This is a genomic window from Lacrimispora xylanisolvens, assembly GCF_002934545.1.
Lineage (GTDB): Bacteria > Bacillota > Clostridia > Lachnospirales > Lachnospiraceae > Lacrimispora > Lacrimispora xylanisolvens.
Map to the genome: position 1 here is coordinate 517,876 of NZ_PTJA01000001.1, position 24,317 is coordinate 542,192.

Genomic DNA, 24,317 nt, shown 5'->3' on the forward strand with positions numbered 1-24,317 from the left:
TTCCGCCCGTTTTTTACTGAAGCTGTTTGATTGAAGGGAAATAGCGGAACAATACTTTGGCAATAATCTTTTTCTTTTTTACGTACTTATTTTTCCACCTTCTGGCATCAGCCGAATAATTCCGGTTGTCACCCAGCATGAAGTAAGAATCGTCAGGTACCTCATAATGGGCGGCTGGTTCAGGCTCCATGGGTTCTGGCAGATATGGCTCATCAAGTGGAGTGTCGGAATTATTAATATAGACTTTTCCGTCCCGGATATCAATGATGTCGCCCGGGAGACCGATGACTCGCTTTACATAATATGTCTTCCCAGTAGGATCGTCAGGAAAATGGAAGATGACAATGTCGCCCCGTTCCGGCTCTTCAAAGTAATAGGAAAGTCTGGAGCCGATAACCCGGTCGCCGGTCATAATGGTCTTTTCCATAGAACCGCTTGGAACCCTGCTGTTAGCAATAATAAAATTGTTCAGCAAAAATGCAATAACGGCAGCTGTAATAATTATTTTAATCCAGCTGATAATCTCTTCTTTCCAGTTAAATGGTTCCTGTGGCATGTTTTCTTCTCTTTTCATAATGTTCTCTTCTTTGCTTTCTTCTTAGTTCTGTATCAAAGTTTAAATGAGTTTGGAAAATTGTGCAAGGGGTTTCACAAAATGGTAAGAAAATATTCACAAACATTCATGAAATGTCCATAATCATGTGGTAAAGTTTATTCCATAAAAACACTCACATCTGGGGGAAGCTGGATATGGAAAAAAGAGAGAAAAGCACAGACAAAAAATTGATTATCAGTTCGGCAGTCTTACTTATATCGTCGTTTACATTCCAGATTCTGGCCAGAACAGTATCTGGAATCGGGGACTGGTATGCGAAACTGATTTATCCGGTAGTGGTAGGAAGTATCGGCAGATTATCAGGTTTATTTCCTTTTGCAGTGGTTGAAATTTTATCTTATGCCCTGATCCTGTATTGCCTTGTATATGGAATCCGGCACTTCAGAGAAGGGAAGCGCCTTTTAATCCGGACTCTGTTTCTGATTGCGTGTCTGTTTTTCCTTTTTACCTTCAACTGCGGGATTAATTATTACAGAACTCCGTTTTCTAAAACTTCGGGGCTGGAGATGAAAAAGTCTTCAGAAGAAGAACTGAAGAATCTCTGCCTTTCTTTGACAGAGATTGTCAACGGAATGTGTAAAGAAGGAATTAACGAGCAGGTGGATACGGCTGTTGTGAAAAAAGAGAGCGTAAAGGCCATGAGGAAGCTGGGAGAGACCTACCCGGAATTATCCGGATATTATCCACAGCCAAAGCCTCTAATTTTGTCTCAGTATTTTTCTGTCCAGCAGCTATGCGGTCAGTACTCGCCTTTTACAGTGGAAGCGACTTACAACCGTTCCATGCCCGATTATAATATTCCCCATACGGTCTGCCATGAGCTGTCTCATTTAAGAGGATTTATGAGAGAAGACGAAGCAAACTTTATCGGATATTTAGCCTGCATTGGTTCGGATAATGAGGCTTTCCGCTACAGCGGATATTTAACTGGCTGGGTCTATGCCACCAACGCATTGTCTAAAACAGATCTGGTTTCTTACAGGGAGATCTGTCACCAGCTCGATCAGAAAGCATGGGATGATTTAAGAGATAACAACGAATTCTGGGGACGGTATGAAGGCAAAGCGGCAGAGGTTTCCAATAAAATGAATAATACATATCTAAAAATGAACAGCCAGTCAGACGGAGTAAAAAGCTATGGAAGAATGGTGGATCTGATGCTTGCTTACGCAAGAACAAGGTGAGGAAAGCCACCTGCATCTATTGAAAAATACTTTCTGCTTTGATAAAATTACGGTACAGAATCAAAGAAGCGGGAGGAGCCAGATATGGATAAAACTTTATATGATTTAATGGATTGGGCGGGTATTGAGGAAATCGTATATTCGGAAGCCGCAGATCCCCACCGGTTATTGGGACCACATGTGACAGGTGCGGGGCTTTTGATTCAGGCCTTTATTCCCACCGCTGTAACTGTGTCGGTAAAAGGAATCAGGGACGGCATACTTCATCCCATGGAGCGGGTAGATGATGCAGGATTTTTTGCGGTGCTTTTACCTGGAAAGACGAAATTCCAGTACCTCTATCAGGTTACATATGACAACCAAACCAATGAGGAACTGATTGACCCTTACAGTTTTGAGCCTTACTATACGGATACAGACATAAAAAAATTCAGTTCCGGAATTCATTACAGCATTTTCGATAAAATGGGAGCGCACCCAATGACCATGAAAGACACGAAAGGCGTTTATTTTTCTGTCTGGGCACCTTGTGCCATGAGAGTCAGCGTTGTGGGTGATTTTAACCTGTGGGACGGCAGGCGGCATCCCATGCGAAAGCTTGGTGATTCCGGAATTTTTGAATTATTTATTCCAGGTTTACATGTGGGGATGATTTATAAATATGAGATTAAGGCTATGTATGGGGGGATTCAGCTGAAAAGCGACCCTTATGCAAGCTATTGTGAACTGCGTCCGGACAATGCTTCTGTAATATGGGATATGAAAAGTTACTCCTGGAATGATGAGGGGTGGCTGAAGAAAAGAGCATCTTGGAATCTTACCAGAGAGCCGCTTTCTATCTATGAGGTCCATCTTGGGTCATGGCTTCGCAAGGAAGCAGAATATAACAGTGACGGAGAGCCCTTAAATGGATCAGAATTTCTCAACTACCGGGAGATTGGTAAGAAGCTGGTATCATACGTAAAAGAAATGGGCTATACTCATGTAGAGCTGCTTCCTGTGATGGAACACCCCCTTGATGCTTCCTGGGGGTACCAGGTAACTGGCTATTATGCACCTACCAGCCGCTTTGGAACGCCCGATGATTTTAAATATTTTGTAGAACTTTTGCACCAGCAGGGAATTGGTGTGATTCTTGACTGGGTTCCGGCTCATTTTCCAAGAGACAGTTTTGGACTAGCCTGTTTTGACGGTACCTGCGTTTATGAGCATAAAGATCCCAGACAGGGAGCTCACCCTCACTGGGGAACTCTGATCTATAATTACGGGCGCCCTCAGGTGACCAATTTTTTAATTGCCAATGCTCTGTACTGGGTGGAAAAATATCATGCAGATGGAATTCGCATGGATGCAGTGGCTTCTATGTTGTATCTGGATTACGGGAAGGATCCAGGCGAATGGATTCCCAATCTTTATGGTGGAAATGAAAATCTGGAAGCAGTGGAATTTTTAAAGCACTTAAACTCCATTTTTAAGAACCGTAAGGATGGCGCCGTTTTGATCGCCGAGGAGTCCACAGCCTGGCCCAGAGTTACCGGAGACGTAAAAGAAGAAGGGCTGGGATTTGATTTTAAATGGAATATGGGCTGGATGAATGACTTTACCGGATATATGCAGTGTGACCCTTATTTCAGAAAGCACCATTATGGTGAATTGACCTTTAGCCTGTTGTATGCCTACAGCGAAGATTTTATACTGGTTTTCTCCCATGACGAGGTAGTTCATTTAAAGGGATCTATGATTGGAAAGATGCCGGGTGATACTTTGGAGTTGAAGGCAGCGAACCTGAGGGCGGCTTATGGATTTATGGCAGGGCATCCGGGGAAAAAGCTTCTGTTTATGGGTCAGGAATTTGGACAGATCCGGGAATGGGATGAAAACAGAAGCCTGGACTGGGAGCTTTTAGAAGATACGCTGCACAGCCAGCTGAGGGAGTATGTAAAAGCCCTGAATCACCTCTATTTAAGCCAGCCGGCTTTGTATGCTCTTGATTACGATCCGGATGGTTTCGAATGGGTGGAATGTACAAAATCCGGAGACAGTATCATTGTATTCTTAAGAAAAACAAAAAAGAAAGAAGAAACCCTTCTTTTTGTCTGCAACTTTGACACCATGTTACATGAGAAATACTGCATCGGTGTTCCCTTTGAAGGAAAATATAAGGAACTGATTAACAGCAGTGACCAGGCATTTGGTGGAGACGGATACCAGAATAAGAGAGTAAAGATATCGAAAAAGAAAGAAGCAGACGAGCGGGAAAATTCCATTGAAATTAACGTGGCTCCTCTCAGTGTAGCCGTTTTTTCCTGCACGCCTGTAAAAGTGAAGAACACAAAAAGTGTTGTAATAAAAAAGGATAAGAAAGTGAAACAGGAGAATCTGATATGATCGTACATTTGATTGCGGCTGCAGCGTCACAGGAAACCACCACTGCAGCACCCCAGGAAACCATTGCAGCACTGCAGGAAGTACAGGAAAACCTGGAACAATTAAAACCCAATGTTATGTTGGAAACCATAAAAGGCTGGATGCCTTCCATCATTTCATTTGGAATCAGTATTTTACTAGCAATCGTAATTTTTTTCATTGGATCAAGAGTGATTAAAATTTTACATGGAATGCTGAATCGCTCTTTTAAAAGAGTGGATATGGAAGTCAGCGTAAGGAAATTTCTTCTCTCTGTCATAAATGCGGCTATGTACTGCCTTCTGGCATTTATCATCGCAGGGCAGGTGGGAGTGAATTCTGCATCTATCGTGGCACTACTTGGTTCTGCCAGTATTGCCATCGGCCTTGCTGTCCAGGGAAGCCTTGCAAATTTTGCGGGAGGGGTTTTAATCCTTCTTATGAAGCCGTTCCGGGTCGGTGATTATATTGTATCAGAATCAGGAGAAGGAACTGTCCGTACCATTGGTCTGGTCTATACTGTTCTTACTACAGCAGATAATAAGCAGGTTGTGATACCAAACGGGACGCTTTCCAACCATCCGCTAACCAATGTAACAGCCATGGATAAACGCAGACTTGATATACTTGTGGAGATTGGCTATGGAGCGGATTTAAAAAAGGCGAAGGAGCTGCTTCAAATGATTTTTGACAGTCAGCCAGAGGTAAAAAAGGATGAGCCGATTGATATTTTCGTCAATGCGCTATCGGCTAATTCTGTGACTCTTGGGGGAAGAGGATGGACTTTAGTGGAAGATTACTGGACAGCCAGGTGGAAGATTCTAGAGAGGATTAAGCTGGAGTTTGATGAGGCGGGGATTGAGATCCCTTACAGCCAGCTGGATGTTCATATTAAAGATGGTGGGAGGTAGAAAGAAAGCAGCATGTTCTGAGAATGTCTCTGAGCATGCTGCTGCTTTTAGTTATTTAATGCTGTAGGTTACGGTAACCTGTGCCGTTACGCTGATCTGACCAGGCTCAATGGCTAAGGCCTTGGCACCAGACTCAAGGGAAGCTGTGGCTGAGTCAGCATTATAAGTGGTATAGCGGTTCTCATTGTAAGAACTGATTTCCTGTACATTTGTGACTTCGCCAAGAGATTTTCCGCTTGCAGCGGCCATAGCCTCGGCTTTTACTTTCGAGGTTTCAACTGCCTTTTTTAAGGCTTCCTGATAGGACTCATCATATTTGCTGGACAGGTAAGAAATCCGGTCTATGGTATTGATACCTGCCTCTATGGAAGAAGAGAGGAGTGTACCCACCTGATCCATAGGAATATCAGATACAACAATACCAGTTCTCATCTCATATCCGGTTATTTTTTGTCCGTTGTTCCAGTCGTAAACAGGCTGAAGACCGAAGCTGGAAGTCTGAATGGATTTTTCATCAATGCCTGTGCTTTTTAAAAAGCTGAGCACTTTATCTACATCAGTGCTGTTTAAATCCTGAACCGATTTTGGATCTGCGGCCTGGGAAGAAACTGCAAAGCTGACTTCGGCTTTGTCGGGAACGACCTTTACTTCCTCCTGACTTTGTACCTGTATATTGTTCTGGTTCTGTGTGTTTACAATCGCCTGATTAGCTGGGGCAGCGCCGGTCGTCTGGGTGCAGGCGGTTAAGCCGATTACTGCGGCTGCTGCAGCAGCTGCTGCCAGTGGTTTATTCATCTTTCTCATAATAAAATCCTCCTAATGTTGTAGTAGTTGCTGCTTTGTTGTTACATCCTTATTCTACATGAAATCAAACGAATTAGTATTTCTTTTCTCTTAACATTCCGGGTCGAAATTCCTATGATTTATTTACAAAAAAATCCTGAGGAGGCAATGGTTGCCATTCCAATGGCTTTATGATATTGTTAACCAATAAGAACGTTGAAACATAGGAAAAATGTGTAGATAAAGGAGACTGGTTTATGCGGAAATGCGGTATATTGCTTCCGGTTTCAAGCCTTCCGTCCAAGTACGGAATCGGAGCGTTTTCAAAAGAGGCATATGAATGGATTGATCTGTTAAAAAGGGCGGGACAGCATTACTGGCAGATTCTGCCTCTTGGACCTACGGGATATGGGGATTCTCCTTACCAGTCCTTTTCCTCCTTTGCAGGAAATCCTTATTTTATTGATCTGGAGGAACTGGTCAGAGAGGATTTAATATCTGCCACCCAGTGCGATTTACTGAATTTTGGTGATGATGCCTCATCTGTAAATTATGAAAAGATTTATGAAAACCGTTATCCATTGCTTAAGCAGGCATATGTATCCTGGAAAGAAAAAGGGAATTCTGCAGAAGCAATCTCAGAAACGCTGAGTGAGGAAACGGTGTGGTATTGCTTTTTTATGGCATTAAAGGATCATTTTCAGGGAAAAAGCTGGATTCACTGGGAAGAGGACATTCGTTTAAAAAAAGAAGAGGCAGTTGTACATTATAAGAAACTGCTTGCTGATGAAATGGGCTTTTATATATTTCTTCAGATTAAGTTTTGGGAACAATGGAAGAAGTTAAAGGCCTATGCCGGTGAACAGGGAATCCGGATTATTGGTGATCTGCCTATCTACGTGGCATTTGACAGCGCAGATGCCTGGGGACATCCGGAACTGTTTCAGTTTGATGAAAAAGGATATCCGGAGGCAGTAGCCGGCTGTCCGCCCGATGCATTTTCTTCTACTGGCCAGCTGTGGGGCAATCCACTTTACCGATGGGACTATCATAAAGAGACTGGATATGAATGGTGGATGAAGCGACTGGAATACAGCTTTTGCCTCTATGATACGGTGAGAGTGGATCATTTCCGGGGGTTTGATGAGTATTACCGCGTACCTGCAGGAAGAGAAGATGCCATGGTGGGAACCTGGGAAAAGGGACCGGGAATCCAGCTGTTTACCCAGCTAAAAGAGAGATTCGGTGATCTTGACATCATTGCAGAAGATCTGGGATTTCTGACACCATCGGTACTGGATCTGCTTTCTGAAACAGGTTTTCCGGGAATGAAGGTTTTAGAATTTGCATTTGATGCCAATGGGGAAAGCATTTATCTCCCTCATAATTATTCGAAAAATTGTGTTGTTTACACCGGCACTCATGATAACCAGACCCTGAAAAGCTGGTACGAGGACATTTCTGAAGCAGACCGGAATTTCAGCCGCAGATACTTAAATAATTACAATACCCCTTATGAGGAGATTCACTGGGATTTCATCAGGCTGGCCCTTGCAAGTGTGGCAAATCTTGCAGTAATACCGGTGCAGGACTATCTGGGAACGGGCAGGAACGGGAGAATCAATGAGCCGTCTACTCTTGGGAATAACTGGAAGTGGCGCTTGAAACCAGGTGAGATAACAGAAGATCTTGTGCTTAAGTGCAGAGAGTTAGCGCTTTTGTATGGAAGAAAATAAAAAAGCCGGATCCGTGCCTTTACAGGGAACATGGATCCGGCTTTTGCCGTATAAGCAAATAGATTATTTCTTTTTGCCTGTATTTGATTTGGAAGTAGATTTCGTAGTGTCTGTACTCTTAACAGACTCTTTCGAGGATTTGGTACTGTTTGTGGATTTGGTATTGTTAGTTGATTTTGTAACGCTGGTTGATTTTGTATCGTTGGTTGATTTTGTATCGCTTACTGATTTTGTTTCTTTTGTTTCATCTTCAGCATCGGTTTCTAAGGAAGTATTTGTGTCAGCAGTGTCTCCATTTTCTGCAGCTTCTTCGTTTTTCATCTCAGCATCTTCGAAACTATCTCCCTGAGGGGTAAAGGTAACATGAAGTTCATTGCCAATCTTATCCTTGGCTGTAATGGTGATGTTCTCCTTCTTAATTTCAAATGTCACAAGTCCGGTACTGCGGTCAATAGAAAGAGGAAGGATATCCGTATTATCTTCATCAGAGGCCGTAATGGAGGAATAATCCACACCAGACTGAGTATCTTCCAGACGGAATGAAAGAATGCCATTATCAAGAACATTGTCTTTCACAGCAGGAGGAGTATCATCAAGAACATTAACTGTTTCATAGGAAACAGACTTCATCTTATTAAATCCAGTCAGCTTCACTTCCAGTGTTCCGTTATTTTTTAATGTGGTTTTATAAGTACTTCCCCCTGTCTTGGTTAATTCAATGGGGGTACTGTCCAGGGAAACTTCCATAGTCTTTATGGGAAGAAGGGATTTCACCTTTAATTCCATCGTGGTAGAAATAAAATCGCTGCTTTCACCAATGGTAATCTCTGCCTTCGGGCGGGCTGTTACCAGTAAAAAGATAATTCCGTTAATTACGATGAAAGGAAGCACATAAAACAGAAGGACCGAAAGAAAACCGCTTTTTCCGTTGTCACGCCGGTATCCGGAGCTTGTCCTGCGGCGATCCGGCCTGGTTTGATTGTTATACTGAGTCATATGAATTCAAATTCCTCCTGATAATTATTCCGTTACCTAGCATAGCAGAAAATGGGGGATCTTACAAGTTTATATGATAAATTGTAATAATTTAATTTATTCTTACGATAAGACCGGTACACGTGTATTTAAAAGCATTTAATGTATAAAAAATACGCCCGTATGGGCGCATTTTTAAGTTATCTGATAGTCAGAACATAGCTGTCTTTTGTACCAGAAGGCTCCAGCGTAATGGAGAGAGGATTCTGGGATTCAGCGACTTCCTGGGGACACTGAAACAGGAAGTGTACTCCTAATGTCTGGAGAGGTTTAATGGATGTAATGTTGGCATAGGTAAAACCGGTGTTTCCATCTTCAGGAACTGCCTGTCCGGAGTAGGTATAGCCTCCATTGTAATCAGCGGTAGCTGTTATGATTTCGTCACAGGGTAAATTTTGTTTAGCCAGATTCTTAACATCAAGATCCAGATGAATGTAAACATTGCCTGGATCAGCTGCATAATGGGTATAGAATCCCGAAGTATCATCTGGAAGAACATCATAGGATAGTTCCGCTTTATTCACTGTGATCTCCATGGCATCCGTGGTAATTACGCCTCCGATGGCGATGGGTGTACCGTTCTGGACTGCCTTTGTCTCTTCCACTGTGGTTTCCGGAACTGTTTCAAGCTGAGCCTTTAAATCAGCATTTTCCTGCTTTAATTCTTCTACCTGGGCCTTTAAACTTTCCACCTGGGAATTATCAGGGGCAGTCGTGGAAGCTTTACTGCCGCAGGCAGACAGGCTGATAGAAGCCACGCATAATACAGGAATTAACCATTTCTTTTTCATACTTTTTACCTCTTTTATCTTTTGTATTATTAAAAAGCCTAAGGCTGTTTTAATCTAAATCATTATTATACCCTATTTTCAGCCTAAATGCGAATCTTATTAATATGAATAGTTTAAATAATTAAGTTATTTTGAAATGTGGTCTGTTAAATAGTCAAAATCTGTGCTAATATAAAAAAAAAGACAAGGAGATCAGGTATGGTGGAGAAAGCTGTTGCATTTGCGGCCAAGTGCCATGAGGGAACCTGCAGGAAAGGAACTCACATCCCCTATATTGTCCACCCTTTGGAGACAGCAGTAATTGTATCTTTGATGACTGCTGACCAGGAACTCATATGCGCTGCGCTGCTTCATGATGTGATTGAAGATGCGGGAGTCACGAAATCACAGCTGGAAGAAGAATTTGGAAGCCGTGTGGCACATCTGGTTATGGAAGAAACGGAAGACAAAACAAAAAGCTGGAAAGAACGTAAGAGTGCCACATTAAAGCACTTGGAACATGCCTCAGAGGAGATTAAGATTCTTGTATTGGCAGACAAGCTTAGTAATCTCAGATCAACTGCCAGAGATTACCTTCTTATAGGTGATGAGATCTGGAAGCGTTTCAATGAAAAGGACAAAGCCCAGCATGCGTGGTACTATCTGAATATAGCCGATCTCTTAATTGAATTAGAAAATTTTGGTGTTTATCAGGAGTATAAAACTCTGTGTGAACAAGTATTTGGTAAGAGTCATAAGTAAGAAATGTAAATATTGCGATTCATTCTATATTTTTATCTGCTATTTTTCTTTTAACTGATTATTTGCGATAAACTGCCGATGCTCATTCGGTAGTTTTAAAGTCATTTCTTTTCGTATTTTCCCAACATTAAATGGATATTGAATCCTTTTGAGAAGTCATGGATAAAGCTATTTATCAATGGTTTGGTTAAAAACCTCCTTTTTCAGGCAAACTACCAGATAAAGGCTTTATGATATGATTTGTTACCGAAAGGAGTGCGGCATATGAACAAACTTTGTATTGTTGTGCCATGCTATAACGAGGAACAGGCGCTTTTGTATACCAATGCAGAATTAATAAATATTATGAACAGACTGGTGAAATCTGGAAAAGTTGACAAAACCAGTTTTATTCTTTATGTAGACGACGGCAGTAAGGATGGTACCTGGAATTTAATTTGTAATTTCAGGAAACAGTCAGCCATGATCTTTGGTCTTAAGCTTGCCAGAAACACAGGACATCAAAATGCTTTGACCGCTGGTCTTTTAACAGCCATGAATTATGCTGATATGGTTATTTCAATTGATGCGGACTTACAGGATGATGTCTCTGTTATGGAAGAGATGGTGGATTTATACCTTCGGGGTAATGATATCGTGTATGGAGTTCGTAACAGGCGTGATACAGATACTTTATTTAAAAAGTTTTCTGCTCTTGGCTTTTACAGGCTGATGCAGCTGATGAAGATAAAGATTGTTTATAATCATGCGGATTACCGGCTTATGTCCAAACGTGCGCTGCTGCAATTTTCTCTATATAAGGAACGAAATTTATTTTTAAGAGGAATTGTACCTTTAATTGGATATCCATCAGCTACAGTCATGTATGACCGGAAATCCCGGGTTGCTGGCAGATCCAAATATTCATTGGGCAAGATGTTCTCCATGGCGTTTGAAGGAATTACATCTTTTAGCATACAACCCATCCAGATGATAACCGATTTAGGTCTTGGGATTGTGTTGTTCAGTATATGCGCAGCAATCTACGCCTTTTATTCCTATATTACTGGAAAAGTGGTTGCAGGCTGGACTTCTACCATTTTATCAATCTGGTTTATCGGTGGTGTACAGCTTTTATCTGTGGGACTTATTGGCACTTATATAGGAAAGATTTATGTGGAAGTGAAAGAACGGCCCAGATATGCCATTGAGGTAAACCATTTAACGGAGATCAGGCATGAACAATCGTAAGGACAAAGGTCCTGTTCCATATATCAACTTCTTTATTAAACTACTGCAGGGAGTAAGAAAAAAGATAGGGAAAATCAATTCCATTATGGAAGGGAAATATTCTCCTGCCCTTCTTGCATCTGGTGTAACAGCCATTGCAGCACTGATTACCATCATAATTCTTTTTCTGCCAAATTATCTTGGCGTTGCAAATGATGGTACCACAGATGGAATTATGAAATCTGCCGGTTTCTACTATATGAATAAAGATTCGGATACCAACTATGGAGATTATTTTATAAAAACTTATACAGAAGTTGCATCTGGAGAGGAAGTTCAGGGGAACGTATGGAATAGTCAGCTTATTTTTTTCAGGGCAGCAAAAGCATTGGATCAGCTGTTTACGCGAGACAGTATTTTTGATATCCGATTTTTAGCCCTGATTTATTTCTTGCTGTATCTTCCTGCCCTGTACCTTATAATACGGCAGAGCTGTGAACGGGTAAAAACCTTTTCAGAAGGGGCATTGATTGCAGGAGTGGGGCTGATCATTTTCTCAGATGTAGGTTATATGACTTATTTTAATTCATTCTATCCGGAGGCAATCTGGTTTCTTGCCATACTTTATTGTGTGGGAGGATATATGTCGTTTCAGAAAAAGAGGTCTGGTTACAAAGATTTGTCCGCCCTGTTTCTGATTGTGATATCGGGGAGTATAATGGTCAGTTCCAGACGACAATGTGCGGTGATGGGGTTTATTCTTGCTATATCGATGATTCGTCTGGTAACGGTCCGCAGAAGCTTTATCTGGGGAGGCGTCTGTATAGCCAGCGCTTTTTTACTAAGCATGCTTTCCTTTGTCTGTATTCTGGGCTACCCATCTGATTTTAATGAAACCAGTAAATTACACGCCATGACAAGAGGCGTTTTGTTCAGTTCTGCCGATCCGGCGAAGACTCTTACGGAATTTAACATTGATCCTTCCTACGAATTGCTGGCGGATGCATCTGCCTATGATTATCTGCCTTTTGTAAGATCCGGTGACAGTTCCTTATACCATGGCTTTATGGATCAATATACCATTCCCGACATTGGAATTTATTATTTACGCCATCCGGACAGCCTGATTGGTATGATTGACGTTTCCATTAAACAAGGGATGGATATGAGAAGAAGTAATTGCGGAAACTATGAAAAAGAGGCAGGATTTCCAAAGAAAGCAAAAAGCCTTTTCTGGTCTTTATGGAGCAGCTTTAAAGAATTATCCGCTCCAAAAACGGTGGGATATTTAATTCTGCTGACTTTTGCGGTTATTATCTTATTTTATAAAGGATATTCCCTGCGCAGGGTGGAAGACAGAAGAAATACAGTATTTTTGGATATGCTTATTATGGTTCTGGCCTTTTTACTCTCTCAGTCCATTTTAGTAATTGTTAACAGCGGTGATGCCGAGATGGCTCAGAGGCTGTTTCTGGTGGGGCTGTCAATTGATATTATGACCTACTGTGTGTTTGGGGAGTTGCTTCATAAGCTTAGAATCGTTTAGAACCAGCATATGTGCTTGAAATGTGAGGAAAATAATGACAAATAGACATTCGTTTGGTTATCTTTTGCAGGATATTGGACTGGTAATTTTGTTGTTTTGCTTATTTGCAGGAGCAATGGTAGTCAGCTACTCAGAAAAATCCACCATGCTTGAAGCGGTTATCATGCTTCTTGGAACATTTTTCGTGATTTTATTTTCAGGGTTTAAGCTGTTTTCATTGTCCCTTGTACTGGCTGGAATAGAGGTCACCTTCTATACTGCTTACCGGCTGTATTTATTCTTATCCTATGATATTGAAATTCCGTTTTACAGCTATATCTGGATTCTCATACCCCTTATTTCTGCTGCAGCCATGTATCTGTTCGTATCAGGAACCAACAGACTGGAGCTTGAAAATGACATGTTAAGGAGGCAGGTAGATGAACTGGTTGTGCTGAACCCGCTGACAAAACTCTACAATCTGAGAAGTCTTTACAATGATCTTAATGTTCTGGCCGCTTATGCTGAGAGAAACCAGATGTCCCTTTCCCTTATGATAATCATGCTGAAATATGAAGCGGAGCTAAAAAGCGTATTGTCCAGGCAAAATTATGAGCTTGTAATACAGAGACTGGCTGAACTTGTGGTAGATACGGTTCGGGTGGAAGATAAGACCTATTCCATTGATAATAAAGGATCTCTGGCTGTTATACTGACCTGCGGCAAAGAGGGTAGTGAGATAGCAATGAGGAGGATCAGAAACCGGATTTCTGAACGGGATGCTTTTAGCGGCATTACTGATAAAGCAATCAAGATAGAAGTAAAGATGGCAAGTCTGGAATATGAAAAAGAGATTTATGAAAACAATATGATTCTCTTTAAACAGAGGGTGGAAAATGAACTGCAGTATGATGTATAAAAAAATCTTATTTTGTATTGTGGGATTCCTGTTGATTTCTTTTGCCAGTTTGGGAAAAACGGTGTCTTCCCTGGCAGAAGAGGTGCCAAAAGGAGATATCCTGATTATCTATCAGGATAATGCTGATGATAATACGAAGGCTGCGGTGGAGGATCTTGTAAAACTCCTGACCTTTCAAAGCTTTAAAATCAGCTATGGCCCGGCTTCCTGGGGGATGGAGTATCTGGATGGGTTCTCCTATGTGATCTGCTATGATTTAGAACAGAGTCCGCCTGGATTTACCAGCAGACTAAGTCGATATGAAGCCAGAAGCGCAATTGATGGGAAAATGGAATCACCCCATATTTTATTTATAGGAAATCAGTATTTCAAAACTTATCTGGATAGCACAAACAGGTCCGATCAGTATGAACTGTTAAACAGCACTGTGGGACAGCTGCAATATTCGTTCTATGGCTCAGAAAGTAAACATGGTCTGGTACGAGAAGATTATTTTATATTTTTGAAAAATTCCTCCTACCAAAATGGCATAGTAACAGTCGATCATAAAAATGGATATTTTTGCGCAAAAGATGGCAGATTAACCCATATCCCTGTTGCTGATAGAAGCAGTCAATTGGTTCGGGCGGCTATGACCAGAGAGGTTTCAAAGTGGAAATGGCCGTATAACGGTAATCCTCACATATTTGCCCAGTACATCTTAATTGACAAAGTCTACCCTTATGAAGATCCAGAAAAGCTGTTACAGGCAGTGAAACTGATGATAGAGAGAAAAATTCCATTTGTGATCTCTGTGATGCCTATGTATGTAAACGGAGACTATCCTTCCATGACACATTTTTGTGAAGTATTGCGATTCGCCCAGGCTGGAGGCGGTGCAGTAATTATTAACGCCCCCATTGACCAGATGAATCCGCTGGATAAAGAGGTAATGCTTGATTATCTTGCCCGGGCAATGACCATATACAACAAACAGGGAGTTTATCCACTGGCTTTAGAAGTACCACAAAACTGGATGTTTCATAAAGATACCATCGAAATTATGAGTCATTTTAAAACAATTTTTTCTTCCGATGAGGTGGATTCTTATTTAAGTAAGGAAGATATGGATCACAATGAGGTTTATAAAGACGGACATCAATGGGTCGGGGCATCCATTCCTGTGGATGATACGAATGTCAGTTATTTATCCGTTTATTCGACTGCAGTACCCATTGGTCTGGACGAGGATATTGAGGAGATCCAAAGAAAAGTGGAAGTCTGTCAAAGCTCCTTTGTACCTTTAAAAAGTCTCTGGGATGTGGAGCACAGCTATTGGCTGGACAAACAGCTGATGACTTATAAAAATGGAGATTTAATTCTGAATGAGAAAAAAATGGATTTAAGCTTTACCCCCACTGTTTATCCGGAACAATACAATTATCGCCGTAATATGCTTCAGCGGTTTTCACGGGATTTGACGACCCAGAGCAGAAGACTGGTGATTGCGGTAGGACTTACTTCCATACTTTTTGTGTTCCTGATTTTCTGGGCCAGATTAAAGAACAGAAAAAATTATTTCTTTCATGATTAGGGAGAGTGCCATGTCATTTATTGATATTCTTGCAATCTATTCCATCTTTGCTATCTGGGGGCTGCTGTTTATAAATATTCTGCTCTCTATAGGCGGTTATATTTACATTATGAGAATGTACCGCACGGATGGACATCATACGGTTTTGGAGTACCCAATCGTAACGGTTATGGTTCCTGCCCATAATGAAAGTATTGTGCTGAAAAAAACCATGGAGGCACTGATAAAATTTGATTATCCCAAGGACCGGTATGAGATCATCGTTGTTAATGACAACTCTACCGATGATTCCGCTCAGGTTTTAAAAACCATTCAGCATAACAATCCGTCTGCAAAAATTATCGTCATCAATACAGACCGGGTAGTGGGGGGGAAAGGAAAATCCAATGCGTTAAATATTGCCCTGTCAGTGGCTTCCGGTTCTGTCATTGCCATTTATGATGCAGATAATACACCAGAGAAGCAGGCTCTTAAGATTCTTGTGGAAAATCTGATGTCAGACGATAAGCTGGGGGCGGTGATTGGTAAGTTCCGAACCAGAAATAAATATGCATCTTTACTGACAAGATTTGTAAACATTGAAACTTTGGCTTATCAGTGCATGAACCAGGCCGGAAGATTTTTCTTTTTCAAACTGTGCACCATTCCCGGAACCAATTACGTAATAAGGCGGGAATTAATTGACCAGATGGGTGGCTGGGATGTAAATGCACTAGCAGAAGATACAGAAATCAGTTTTCGTCTGTACAGAATGGGCTATTATATTAAATTTATTCCTCAGGCAGTCACCTGGGAGCAGGAGCCACAGAAACTGAAGCAATGGTTTAAGCAGAGAACCAGGTGGGTAAAAGGCAATTTATATGTATTAAAAAGTAATTTTAAATATGCCTTTGATCCCCATGCAGGAATCATGAGGCTGGATGTGATCTATTACGCCCTGGTTTACTTACTGATGTTCAGCTCCCTCATTTTTTCGGATATTATTTTTGTCATTGGAATTCTGGGACTTGGTCATGTGACCTTAGGGGGATTTTCCTCTTTGCTGTGGGAAATGGCAATTTTGCTGTTCGTTTTAAATGTAGCAATTACCTTATCGGTGGAAAGAAATGAATTCAATATTAATAATATACTTCTCACCTTTGTCATGCTGTTTACTTATGCAAAAATGTGGGTTCTGGTTGTAGCAAATGGCATGATTCAGGGAATCCGGGATGCGCTCTATCAAAAAGAAGTTGTCTGGGACAAGACGGAACGCTTTGAGGAAATGACTGAGAAAGCCGTAAAAAATACGAAGCAGGTTTGAAAATAAGGAGACGACTATGACAACGTTGATGGATATAGTTAAGAAGAAAATTAAGAGGCCGGGAAAAATATCCGCAGTCTGTCTGATGCTGTTTATCCTGACGATAACCCCTCTGGCAGCGTACGCATTAAATGTCAATGCTGCGGCAGTTAGTAATACCCGTGGAAAAAAACAGGCTGAAAAGACAGACTCCAAAAAAGAGGATGAGATCCATCTTCTTCCTGTTGCAGAGCCTGAATCTGCTCCATTACCAGATCAGAATGAGCCCGTATATGAACCGGTCAGTCATACCCAGGACAACTTTTTTTACAGGAAAACGCTAAAAGGCATTTATTCTTCCACGGATCTGTATTTTTATGTGGAGGATTACTGGGATACAAAATATGTATATGCAAAAATTCAGTATGATGTAAGCCAGCTCATTGAGAGCGCTGCCTCATCTGTTACCTTTGCAATAAATGATGTCCCCATCCAGTCTAATAAGCTGGAATATAAAGACGGCAATTCCCAGATTCTGTATGTGAAAATCCCCATGGATCAGGTTCGTTCCGGTTATAATTCCTTTTCTATATCTGCTTATGCCAGACTGTTTGATCAGCAGGGCTGCGTCGATGATTATTCGGATGCCAACTGGCTGGGTATTGCTGACACATCTTATATCAGATGCGGCTATGAAAGCAGGGATCCTGAGCACAGGATTTCATTTTATCCGTATCCATTTATGTCAACTTATAATCCCACTGGAAAGGGACTTTTCATTGCTGTATCTGATGAAGCTGCATCAGGAGAAGTAGCTGCTGCCATGAGCCTGATGGCGGATTTAAGTAAGCAGACCGGAAAAAGAAATGAAATTGAACTATGCCGAATCTCTGATTTAAAGTCCAATAGTCCTTCCGATACCATACTCATATCGGATTATAACAATCTTCCTGCCGAGTATAAAGATAAAATGACAAAGGCGCCGGATTCATCCGGAAATGCAATTGTTAATTTTATTGATGATTCCAATTTAAAGCCCCTTCTGCTGATTACATCAAACGATGACTCAAGTCTAAAGGAAGCGGCTGACATGCTTATGGATGAAAGCCGCCGGAAGCAGGAAACCGGAAATCTTGCAGTTGTGGAAAAGGGAAGCGGGGAGCAGGCGGTAAACGCGGCAAAACAAAGTGATCTGACTGCCTGGAATTACACTCTGGAGGATATTATGGGAAGCGGACTTTCCTTTGTAGGGCCGTTTCATCAGGAAAAATATGTCTACCTTCCTGTTTCCAGGGATTTTGTGCTGGCACAGGGCGGTAAGGTAGTTTTAAAGTTCCGTTACAGTGAAAATCTGGATTTTAAACGATCTCTGATCACTGTTTTCTGGGGTGATGTTCCCTGCGCCAGCAAGCGCCTCAGCCAGGAAAAGGCGTCCGGTGATGAACTGAACTTTGAAATGCCAGCTGATGTCATAGGAACGTCTGCTGCCAGTTTGAAAATAGCATTTGACCTGGAAATTCCTGATTTAATTTGTACTCCCAGGCAGAGTGATATGCCCTGGGCCTATGTATCCAGAGAATCTGCCATATTTTTGCCGCCTGCAGCAGATATGAGATTGTCTTTTGATTCCGGAGTCTCACCTTTTAGCCGGAACGGAAAATTCAATGACGTATTGCTGGTAATTGGTGATAACCCAACTCCTGTTGAACTGAATCTGCTGGGGCAGACTCTGGCAATGTATGGGAGGGAAGCAAAACCTTACGGAACCATACTTGTGAAACGGGCCGGTGAATTTAATAAAGACGATGGGGATTATAACATCATTACGGCGGGTACACTGTCTGGGAATACGTTTTTAGCCCAGGTGAATAACAATCTGGCATTTCAGTTTTCTCAGGATGGTAACTCCTTTGAGAGCAATGATCAGCTGATTTTGTCCAGGGAATATGCAGGAAAGATCGGGGTTATGCAGCTGTTAAAATCCCCCTATTCCCTTAACCGGACTCTGCTGGTGCTGGCAGGAAGCAGCCAGGATACCCTTAAGAACCTTGAGGATTATCTGAGAGACAGCAGTAAAAGAGAAGAATTGAAAAAGGACTGTGTGGTGATAGATGCCAATCAGAATATCACCACTCTCAAGTTTATAAAAGCTGAGGAAGTGAAGGAAGGTCCCACTCTGGCAGAGAAACTGGTCCGGAATAAGAAATCCCTTGTTTTTACAGTCATTGCAACATCAGCTATGTTTTTAATGCTGTTTGCCGTAATCATTATTTTGCTGCGGATACGGGTATACAGAAAAAAGAATGAAGAATAGGCAGATAATTTTGGAAAGGGGTGAAGATAAGGATGAGATTGGAGAAAAACTGGTTTTATCATTTCTGTATTGCGTTATCAATTGCAGGCATGGGGTACATCCTGATTGCAGGCGTCTCCGATGCACAGGGAAATCAGGAATATCCTTATGCAATGAAAGGGATGCTCATTCTCATCTTCTTCCTTACCTGGGCAGGAGTAAACTTCCTGGCGCTCCTGTCTGCCAGACTTTCCATCACTGCGAAGCTTCAAAAATATCATAATTACCTTTTGGCGATGGAAGTAATTTACGTCATTCTTATTCTGGTTCTGGCATTTGCAGCCAGACGTTTCGTCATACGGAATCTGCCTATGGAACCGGCATCTGATTATAAAACCTATTACGAGATAGCTAAAATGTTAAAGGAAGGGGTTCTGCAGGAAAAGGGAGAAGGTTATTGCAACTACATTGGGATGTTTCCCCATATATTGGGTTACTGCTATATTTTAAAAACTATTTTTGTTGTATTTGGAACCAGCATCTTAAACGGACAGATAGCCAATGTCTTGTTTTCCGTTGGAACGGTTTTTCTTATTTACAGGATTGCCAGGAAGCTGGGTGGGAGAATGGCAGGGTTGGCAGCACTTACAGCTTCGGCATTCTGGCCATCTCAAATCCTTTACGTCAATATGCTTGCAGCGGAATACTCCTTTACATTTTTCTTATACCTGTGTGTGCTGCTTTTTCTTCATTTGGTCATGGATTATGATGGTGCCACTAAGCATGGGATCAGAGGAGTTCTTCTTCATATTGTCCTTGGCTGTCTGATTGCAGTAACTGCGGCAATCCGTCCAATGGCCGTAATATTATTAATTGCAATCCTTATATTTCTGATTCCACTTAAGTCCAAATTACCGGAAATACCACTCAACAGCATTTCTGTCTGGGTAAGATTTCTGGCCAGGGGATTTATGAGGGCAGCGCTCATTGTGTTGGCCTATATGGCGGTATCCAGTGTTCTTAATACAGATATAGAACTCACCATTAATAAATCAACACCCTCCTTCAGCCAGTCCTTTGGCTATAATCTTTTGGTGGGACTTAATCAGGAATCCGGCGGGGGATGGAATGAAGAAGATTCCAGGTACTTATATGAGAATCTGGAACGGACCGGTTCGCCCATAGAAGCACAGACTGCCTGCCGGAATCTGGCATTTAAGCGGTTGTCTGCAGGGCCGGGGGGATTATTTAACCTGTTTATAAAAAAATACGAATTGCTGTGGGAAAATGATAATTATGGGGCTGACTGGAATCTGGCTTTCTTAAAAGAGCAAAATGAACTGACTCCAGACAGGGCAGTATTTCTCAATCAGGCAAAAAGCGCCAGCCAGATTGTTTATATGGTGGCTGTGCTCTTTTCTTTTCTGACTTTGATTTATCTGCTGCAAAGAAAGGCGTCCTCTCTTTATGTTCTGGTTCTGGTTTATTTAGGGACAGCAGCCATGCATCTTATGGTTGAAAGCCAGAATCGGTATCATTTCCATATTTTACCTGTATTTATAATTATTGCATCTGTAGGAATAAAATATATTTTTGAAAATGCTGTAACATTTGTAAATACTTCTGACTGGGAACAGCAGCTGAAAAATGAACAACAAATCAGGGAAGAGACTGCATTAAAACAATTTGAATTAGAAGAACATAAAGCCATTGAGCAGCGCTATAAAAGTATGACCAATGCTTTTGATATGCAGTCGGCCATTTTAAACGGCAATGTTACTGTTACTGTTTCAGAAGCTTATACCCAGCCCGATCTCTTTATGAAACAAAAGAACCAGGTTTCTTCCGCTGAGACATCTCCAAAGATATCACAGGAAAAAGAAACAGAGAAAGAGATAAAGAAGGAACCGGCGAGATCGGAACATTCCGATTTAGAGGAGCTTATTCTGGAACTGGAAGAGATTGCAGAGACAGGAAAGGTGCCCAGTAAACATGAGGAAAGGGGACATAAGGGATGAAAAAGACCCTTCCGCGAAGCAGAGTGGAGAAGATATTAATTATGATCCTTTGCATTCTTACGGTATTTACTGCAGGGGGTCTTCTTTTCCTGTCTCACTATTTCAATAAGGAGGAATTGCTGAAAAGTCAGAGGGGAAACGCAGATGAAACTTCTCTTGATGATATCACGGCGATTTTTCCAGAAAACTGCAATATCAATGAGAAAATTCCTGACATCCGCTTTACGAATGAATCAGGGGACATAGTGACAATGAAAGATTTTCTGGGAAAGCCGGCCATAATAACCTTCTGGGCCAGCTGGTGTCCGGATTGCAGAAAAGAACTTTCTCATATCAGGGAGTTCCTAAATACCTCAAAAGTTTATGGCGACATCAATTATATTCTTATAAATAGAACAGATAATAAAAAGGAAACAAAAGAGACAGCAAAAAGGTATCTGTCAGAACAGGGAATTGCCATGGATACTTACTATGACAAAGATATGACCGCCTGTCAGGAGCTTGGCCTTCATGCCATCCCAACCACATTGTTTCTGGACGAGCATGGAGTGATCCGGTCATGGAGTATTAAGCCGATTGAAAAGACCTCTGTATTTGAAGGATATTTAAAAGATCTGACAGAAGGAAGCGGGAAGGTGACTGGGGATTTTGTCCGGAACCATCTCATGGATGACCGGGGAGGAGTTCATACAATTTATGATCCTGAGGCAGACAGTGCCATAAAAAGCGATGTTCTAAGCGAAACTCAGGGCGTGATGCTGGAATATGCGTTATTGCGAAAAGATCAGCAGCTATTTGAAAAAATTCTCTCTTATATCAACGGGGTAATGCGGGTAAATGGTATAACCAGTTGGAACGTCAGCAATGACAAGCCGTCGGAGGTGAATTCACTTTTGGATGATTTTCGTATCCTGGGTGCACTGCTCTCTGCCAATGATTTATGGGGCGGTTATGACCAGTTAATAACCAGTTATTCAGACGAAATTGCAAAATACGGAATACACAATAGAAATTATGTGGATTTCTATGATTCCGGTTATAAAAAATATGCTGACCGCTTTACCCTCTGCTATGGAGACTTACCGGTTATGTCCCGGCTGGCGGTCCTGGATGAACGTTTTACACAGCCTTATGAGTCAGCGAAGAAATTAATTCTTGGAGGGAAAATAAGTGAAGGATTTCCTCTGTATTACAGTTGGTATGATTATAATAAAAACTCATATGTTTCTGATGATTTAAATACTGCAGAAGCCATGGTCACGCTGCTTCACCTGGCAGAGGCTGGTTTGCTGGGGGATGATACCATAGCCTGGCTAAAAACGCAAATGGATGCAGGCGGTGTGAAAGCACGATACAAAACAGATGGAACGGTAGTGGAAGGTTATAATTATGATTCAACGGCTGTTTATGCGCTGATCGCCATGATTGGGGAAATAGAAGGAGATAAAAAACTCCAGGGAAAAGCTCTGAAGAAAATGGAAAAAATGAGGATTATGGATACCGCTTATCCCTATTACGGGGCATTTGGGCTGGAAGATGGAAGCGGCATCACATCTTTTGATCAGGTTATGGCAATGCTGGCGTATGAATATACTGGAAAACCGGCAGACTGACTGATTTGGCAAAATTAATTAACATAAAAGGAGTTTTGTGCCGTGAAGAATATTATGCTGGTATTTGGGACAAGACCAGAGGCCATTAAAATGTGCCCTCTGGTAATTGAGTTGAGAGGCAGGAAAGAAGCAAGGGTTTGCGTCTGTGTAACAGGTCAGCATAAATCCATGTTAAAGCAGGTTTTAGATGCATTTTCAATTAATCCGGACTATGATCTTTCCATTATGAAAGAAAAGCAGACACTTTTCGAAATTACCGTAAGCATTTTAAATATGATTCGTGAGGTTCTGGAAAAAGAAAAGCCAGATATCGTATTGGTTCATGGGGATACTTCCACGGCATTTGCCTGTGCCCTTGCCTGTTTTTATATGCAGATACCGGTGGGACATGTGGAGGCCGGGTTAAGAACCTATGATATTTATTCCCCCTATCCTGAGGAATTTAACAGACAGGTCATTGGTATCATTGCAAACTATCACTTTGCTCCCACGGAAAAATCCAGGGAGAATTTAATTTCTGAGGGTAAGAATCCTTCTGCCATATTTGTCACAGGGAACACAGGAATTGATGCATTAAAAACTACAGTGAGAGCGGACTACAGCCATGAGCTTTTAACGTGGTCTTTGGGAAGCCGGCTGATATTGCTGACTGTACACCGAAGAGAAAATTTAGGGGAACCCATGAGACAGATTTTCCGTGCGGTCAAACGGATCACTGATGCACATCCTGAGGTTAAGGTTATTTATCCCATTCACTTAAACCCGCGTGTCAGGGAAATTGCCGGTACTGTATTAGAGGGAGAGGAACGGATTCGTCTGATTGAACCACTGGACGTAATTGATTTTCATAATTTTATGGCGAGAGCAGATCTTATTTTAACGGATAGCGGGGGAATACAGGAAGAGGCACCAAGCCTGGGAAAACCGGTGCTTGTTCTTCGCAAATCAACAGAGCGGCCGGAAGGAGTTGATTCTGGAGCGCTGCTTTTGGTTGGGATTGAAGAAGAACGTATTTACGAAGCCGTAATAAGTTTATTGGATGATAATGGGCTCTATGACAGGATGCGCAGTGCAGATAATCCCTACGGTGATGGAGAAGCGAGCAGAAGAATTGCAGATATTTTACTGGAAAAGAAGGAAAATAAGGAAAACAAATAGTACAGGCTCTGCATGTAAAACAGGAAGGCCTGTACTAATATGAATGAACCTATAATGATTTTGCTCTGTCCGCGATATTCTTATTAAAATTAATTACCTGATGCTCATAGGTAGACTCCATAAGAGGAGAGGTAATGATGAAATCTGCAGTTGCACGGGTGTTGGCAATGGGAATATCATAAACCTGGGCAATACGAAGCAGTGCTTTAACATCAGGGTCATGAGGCTGTGCAGTCAGGGGATCAGAAAAGAAGATGATCAGATCAATCCTGCCTTCTACAATCTTTGCACCGATCTGCTGGTCTCCGCCTAAAGGACCACTGTTATAGCCTTTTACCGGAAGGCCTGTCTGATCTGTAATCATACGGGCAGTAGTGCCGGTACCGCACAGAGTGTGGTTTTTTAAAATATCCCTGTGTTCGGTGCACCATTCAATTAATGAATGTTTTTCGTTATCATGGGCAATCAGCGCAATGTTTTTTTGCTTTTGAAGCGTCAGTGTAATAAAATCTTCCTGTAACATC

Annotated in this window: 19 protein-coding genes; 14 read left to right on the forward strand and 5 right to left on the reverse strand. The window is 41.7% G+C overall.

From position 1 onward, the window contains the following. Nucleotides 1-13: 13 nt before the first annotated feature. Entirely contained in the window at nucleotides 14-574 is a 561-nt protein-coding gene (gene lepB, locus BXY41_RS02510) for a signal peptidase I (protein ID WP_170072164.1), read from the reverse strand. 176 nt (nucleotides 575-750) lie between these two features. Between lepB and BXY41_RS02515 the strand changes: the two genes are divergently transcribed. The 3 genes from BXY41_RS02515 to BXY41_RS02525 all read left to right on the forward strand — a co-directional run bounded on the left by BXY41_RS02515 (nucleotide 751) and on the right by BXY41_RS02525 (nucleotide 5,117). After that, nucleotides 751-1,800, forward strand: a complete 1,050-nt coding sequence (locus tag BXY41_RS02515; RefSeq protein ID WP_104434231.1) for a DUF3810 domain-containing protein — start codon at nucleotides 751-753, stop codon at nucleotides 1,798-1,800. Nucleotides 1,801-1,884: 84 nt separating this feature from the next. Further along, entirely contained in the window at nucleotides 1,885-4,188 is a 2,304-nt protein-coding gene (gene glgB, locus BXY41_RS02520) for a 1,4-alpha-glucan branching protein GlgB (protein WP_104434233.1), read from the forward strand. Beyond that, entirely contained in the window at nucleotides 4,185-5,117 is a 933-nt protein-coding gene (locus BXY41_RS02525; protein WP_104434235.1) for a mechanosensitive ion channel family protein, read from the forward strand. Before glgB ends, BXY41_RS02525 begins: the two co-directional genes overlap by 4 nt. A 51-nt stretch (nucleotides 5,118-5,168) precedes the next feature. Here the strand turns inward: BXY41_RS02525 and BXY41_RS02530 are convergent, their stop codons facing one another. Next, complete coding sequence (locus BXY41_RS02530; protein ID WP_104434237.1) at nucleotides 5,169-5,921, reverse strand: SIMPL domain-containing protein; 753 nt, start codon at nucleotides 5,919-5,921, stop codon at nucleotides 5,169-5,171. A 236-nt stretch (nucleotides 5,922-6,157) separates the two neighbouring features. On the opposite strand from BXY41_RS02530, the gene malQ reads away from it, so the two are divergent. Beyond that, entirely contained in the window at nucleotides 6,158-7,636 is a 1,479-nt protein-coding gene (malQ, locus tag BXY41_RS02535; protein WP_104434239.1) for a 4-alpha-glucanotransferase, read from the forward strand. A gap of 63 nt (nucleotides 7,637-7,699) precedes the next feature. On the opposite strand, the gene BXY41_RS02540 is transcribed toward malQ, so the two are convergent. Together BXY41_RS02540 and BXY41_RS02545 are read right to left on the reverse strand one after the other, a co-directional pair. Then, on the reverse strand, nucleotides 7,700-8,632 hold the full coding sequence (locus BXY41_RS02540) for a hypothetical protein (protein ID WP_185140333.1): 933 nt from the start codon (nucleotides 8,630-8,632) through the stop codon (nucleotides 7,700-7,702). 179 nt (nucleotides 8,633-8,811) lie between these two features. Continuing rightward, complete coding sequence (locus BXY41_RS02545; protein ID WP_104434241.1) at nucleotides 8,812-9,462, reverse strand: coiled-coil domain-containing protein; 651 nt, start codon at nucleotides 9,460-9,462, stop codon at nucleotides 8,812-8,814. Nucleotides 9,463-9,660: 198 nt separating this feature from the next. Here BXY41_RS02545 and BXY41_RS02550 point away from each other — a divergent pair, with 198 nt between their 5' ends. From BXY41_RS02550 to wecB, 10 genes are all read left to right on the forward strand, one after another. Continuing rightward, complete coding sequence (locus tag BXY41_RS02550) at nucleotides 9,661-10,203, forward strand: HD domain-containing protein (RefSeq protein WP_104434243.1); 543 nt, start codon at nucleotides 9,661-9,663, stop codon at nucleotides 10,201-10,203. Between the two features lie 264 nt (nucleotides 10,204-10,467). Beyond that, on the forward strand, nucleotides 10,468-11,433 hold the full coding sequence (locus BXY41_RS02555; RefSeq protein ID WP_104434245.1) for a glycosyltransferase family 2 protein: 966 nt from the start codon (nucleotides 10,468-10,470) through the stop codon (nucleotides 11,431-11,433). Continuing rightward, nucleotides 11,420-12,958 (forward strand): glycan biosynthesis hexose transferase WsfD, encoded by a 1,539-nt coding sequence (gene wsfD, locus BXY41_RS02560; RefSeq protein ID WP_104434247.1) that lies wholly within the window; start codon nucleotides 11,420-11,422, stop codon nucleotides 12,956-12,958. Before BXY41_RS02555 ends, wsfD begins: the two co-directional genes overlap by 14 nt. 34 nt (nucleotides 12,959-12,992) lie before the next feature. Next, a complete protein-coding gene (locus BXY41_RS02565; protein ID WP_104434249.1) occupies nucleotides 12,993-13,856 on the forward strand; it encodes a diguanylate cyclase domain-containing protein in 864 nt (287 codons plus the stop codon). Beyond that, nucleotides 13,834-15,429 (forward strand): DUF2334 domain-containing protein, encoded by a 1,596-nt coding sequence (locus tag BXY41_RS02570; RefSeq protein ID WP_104434251.1) that lies wholly within the window; start codon nucleotides 13,834-13,836, stop codon nucleotides 15,427-15,429. The genes BXY41_RS02565 and BXY41_RS02570 overlap by 23 nt, the downstream gene beginning before the upstream one ends. A 10-nt stretch (nucleotides 15,430-15,439) precedes the next feature. Next, a complete protein-coding gene (locus BXY41_RS02575; protein ID WP_104434253.1) occupies nucleotides 15,440-16,732 on the forward strand; it encodes a glycosyltransferase family 2 protein in 1,293 nt (430 codons plus the stop codon). A gap of 16 nt (nucleotides 16,733-16,748) precedes the next feature. Beyond that, a complete protein-coding gene (locus BXY41_RS02580) occupies nucleotides 16,749-19,025 on the forward strand; it encodes a cellulose biosynthesis cyclic di-GMP-binding regulatory protein BcsB (RefSeq protein ID WP_104434255.1) in 2,277 nt (758 codons plus the stop codon). 32 nt (nucleotides 19,026-19,057) lie between these two features. Beyond that, nucleotides 19,058-21,022 (forward strand): ArnT family glycosyltransferase, encoded by a 1,965-nt coding sequence (locus BXY41_RS02585; RefSeq protein ID WP_104434257.1) that lies wholly within the window; start codon nucleotides 19,058-19,060, stop codon nucleotides 21,020-21,022. After that, nucleotides 21,019-22,635 (forward strand): TlpA family protein disulfide reductase, encoded by a 1,617-nt coding sequence (locus BXY41_RS02590; protein ID WP_104434259.1) that lies wholly within the window; start codon nucleotides 21,019-21,021, stop codon nucleotides 22,633-22,635. The genes BXY41_RS02585 and BXY41_RS02590 overlap by 4 nt, the downstream gene beginning before the upstream one ends. A gap of 42 nt (nucleotides 22,636-22,677) precedes the next feature. Further along, entirely contained in the window at nucleotides 22,678-23,793 is a 1,116-nt protein-coding gene (gene wecB, locus BXY41_RS02595; protein ID WP_146088547.1) for a non-hydrolyzing UDP-N-acetylglucosamine 2-epimerase, read from the forward strand. Nucleotides 23,794-23,842: 49 nt separating this feature from the next. On the opposite strand, the gene BXY41_RS02600 is transcribed toward wecB, so the two are convergent. Next, nucleotides 23,843-24,316, reverse strand: a complete 474-nt coding sequence (locus tag BXY41_RS02600) for a methylglyoxal synthase (RefSeq protein WP_104434261.1) — start codon at nucleotides 24,314-24,316, stop codon at nucleotides 23,843-23,845. Nucleotide 24,317: the final 1 nt, after the last annotated feature.

Excerpts from the sequence above, each read along its gene's own strand:
- BXY41_RS02540 (WP_185140333.1), bottom strand. The coding sequence starts at position 8,632 with ATGACTCAGTATAACAATCAAACCAGGCCGGATCGCCGCAGGACAAGC.
- malQ (WP_104434239.1), top strand. The coding sequence starts at position 6,158 with ATGCGGAAATGCGGTATATTGCTTCCGGTTTCAAGCCTTCCGTCCAAG.
- BXY41_RS02515 (WP_104434231.1), top strand. The coding sequence starts at position 751 with ATGGAAAAAAGAGAGAAAAGCACAGACAAAAAATTGATTATCAGTTCG.
- wsfD (WP_104434247.1), top strand. The coding sequence starts at position 11,420 with ATGAACAATCGTAAGGACAAAGGTCCTGTTCCATATATCAACTTCTTT.
- BXY41_RS02550 (WP_104434243.1), top strand. The coding sequence starts at position 9,661 with ATGGTGGAGAAAGCTGTTGCATTTGCGGCCAAGTGCCATGAGGGAACC.
- BXY41_RS02525 (WP_104434235.1), top strand. The coding sequence starts at position 4,185 with ATGATCGTACATTTGATTGCGGCTGCAGCGTCACAGGAAACCACCACT.
- BXY41_RS02545 (WP_104434241.1), bottom strand. The coding sequence starts at position 9,462 with ATGAAAAAGAAATGGTTAATTCCTGTATTATGCGTGGCTTCTATCAGC.
- BXY41_RS02565 (WP_104434249.1), top strand. The coding sequence starts at position 12,993 with ATGACAAATAGACATTCGTTTGGTTATCTTTTGCAGGATATTGGACTG.
- BXY41_RS02580 (WP_104434255.1), top strand. The coding sequence starts at position 16,749 with ATGACAACGTTGATGGATATAGTTAAGAAGAAAATTAAGAGGCCGGGA.
- BXY41_RS02575 (WP_104434253.1), top strand. The coding sequence starts at position 15,440 with ATGTCATTTATTGATATTCTTGCAATCTATTCCATCTTTGCTATCTGG.
- glgB (WP_104434233.1), top strand. The coding sequence starts at position 1,885 with ATGGATAAAACTTTATATGATTTAATGGATTGGGCGGGTATTGAGGAA.
- BXY41_RS02600 (WP_104434261.1), bottom strand. The coding sequence starts at position 24,316 with ATGTTACAGGAAGATTTTATTACACTGACGCTTCAAAAGCAAAAAAAC.
- BXY41_RS02530 (WP_104434237.1), bottom strand. The coding sequence starts at position 5,921 with ATGAGAAAGATGAATAAACCACTGGCAGCAGCTGCTGCAGCAGCCGCA.
- BXY41_RS02570 (WP_104434251.1), top strand. The coding sequence starts at position 13,834 with ATGAACTGCAGTATGATGTATAAAAAAATCTTATTTTGTATTGTGGGA.
- BXY41_RS02590 (WP_104434259.1), top strand. The coding sequence starts at position 21,019 with ATGAAAAAGACCCTTCCGCGAAGCAGAGTGGAGAAGATATTAATTATG.
- BXY41_RS02585 (WP_104434257.1), top strand. The coding sequence starts at position 19,058 with ATGAGATTGGAGAAAAACTGGTTTTATCATTTCTGTATTGCGTTATCA.
- BXY41_RS02555 (WP_104434245.1), top strand. The coding sequence starts at position 10,468 with ATGAACAAACTTTGTATTGTTGTGCCATGCTATAACGAGGAACAGGCG.
- lepB (WP_170072164.1), bottom strand. The coding sequence starts at position 574 with ATGAAAAGAGAAGAAAACATGCCACAGGAACCATTTAACTGGAAAGAA.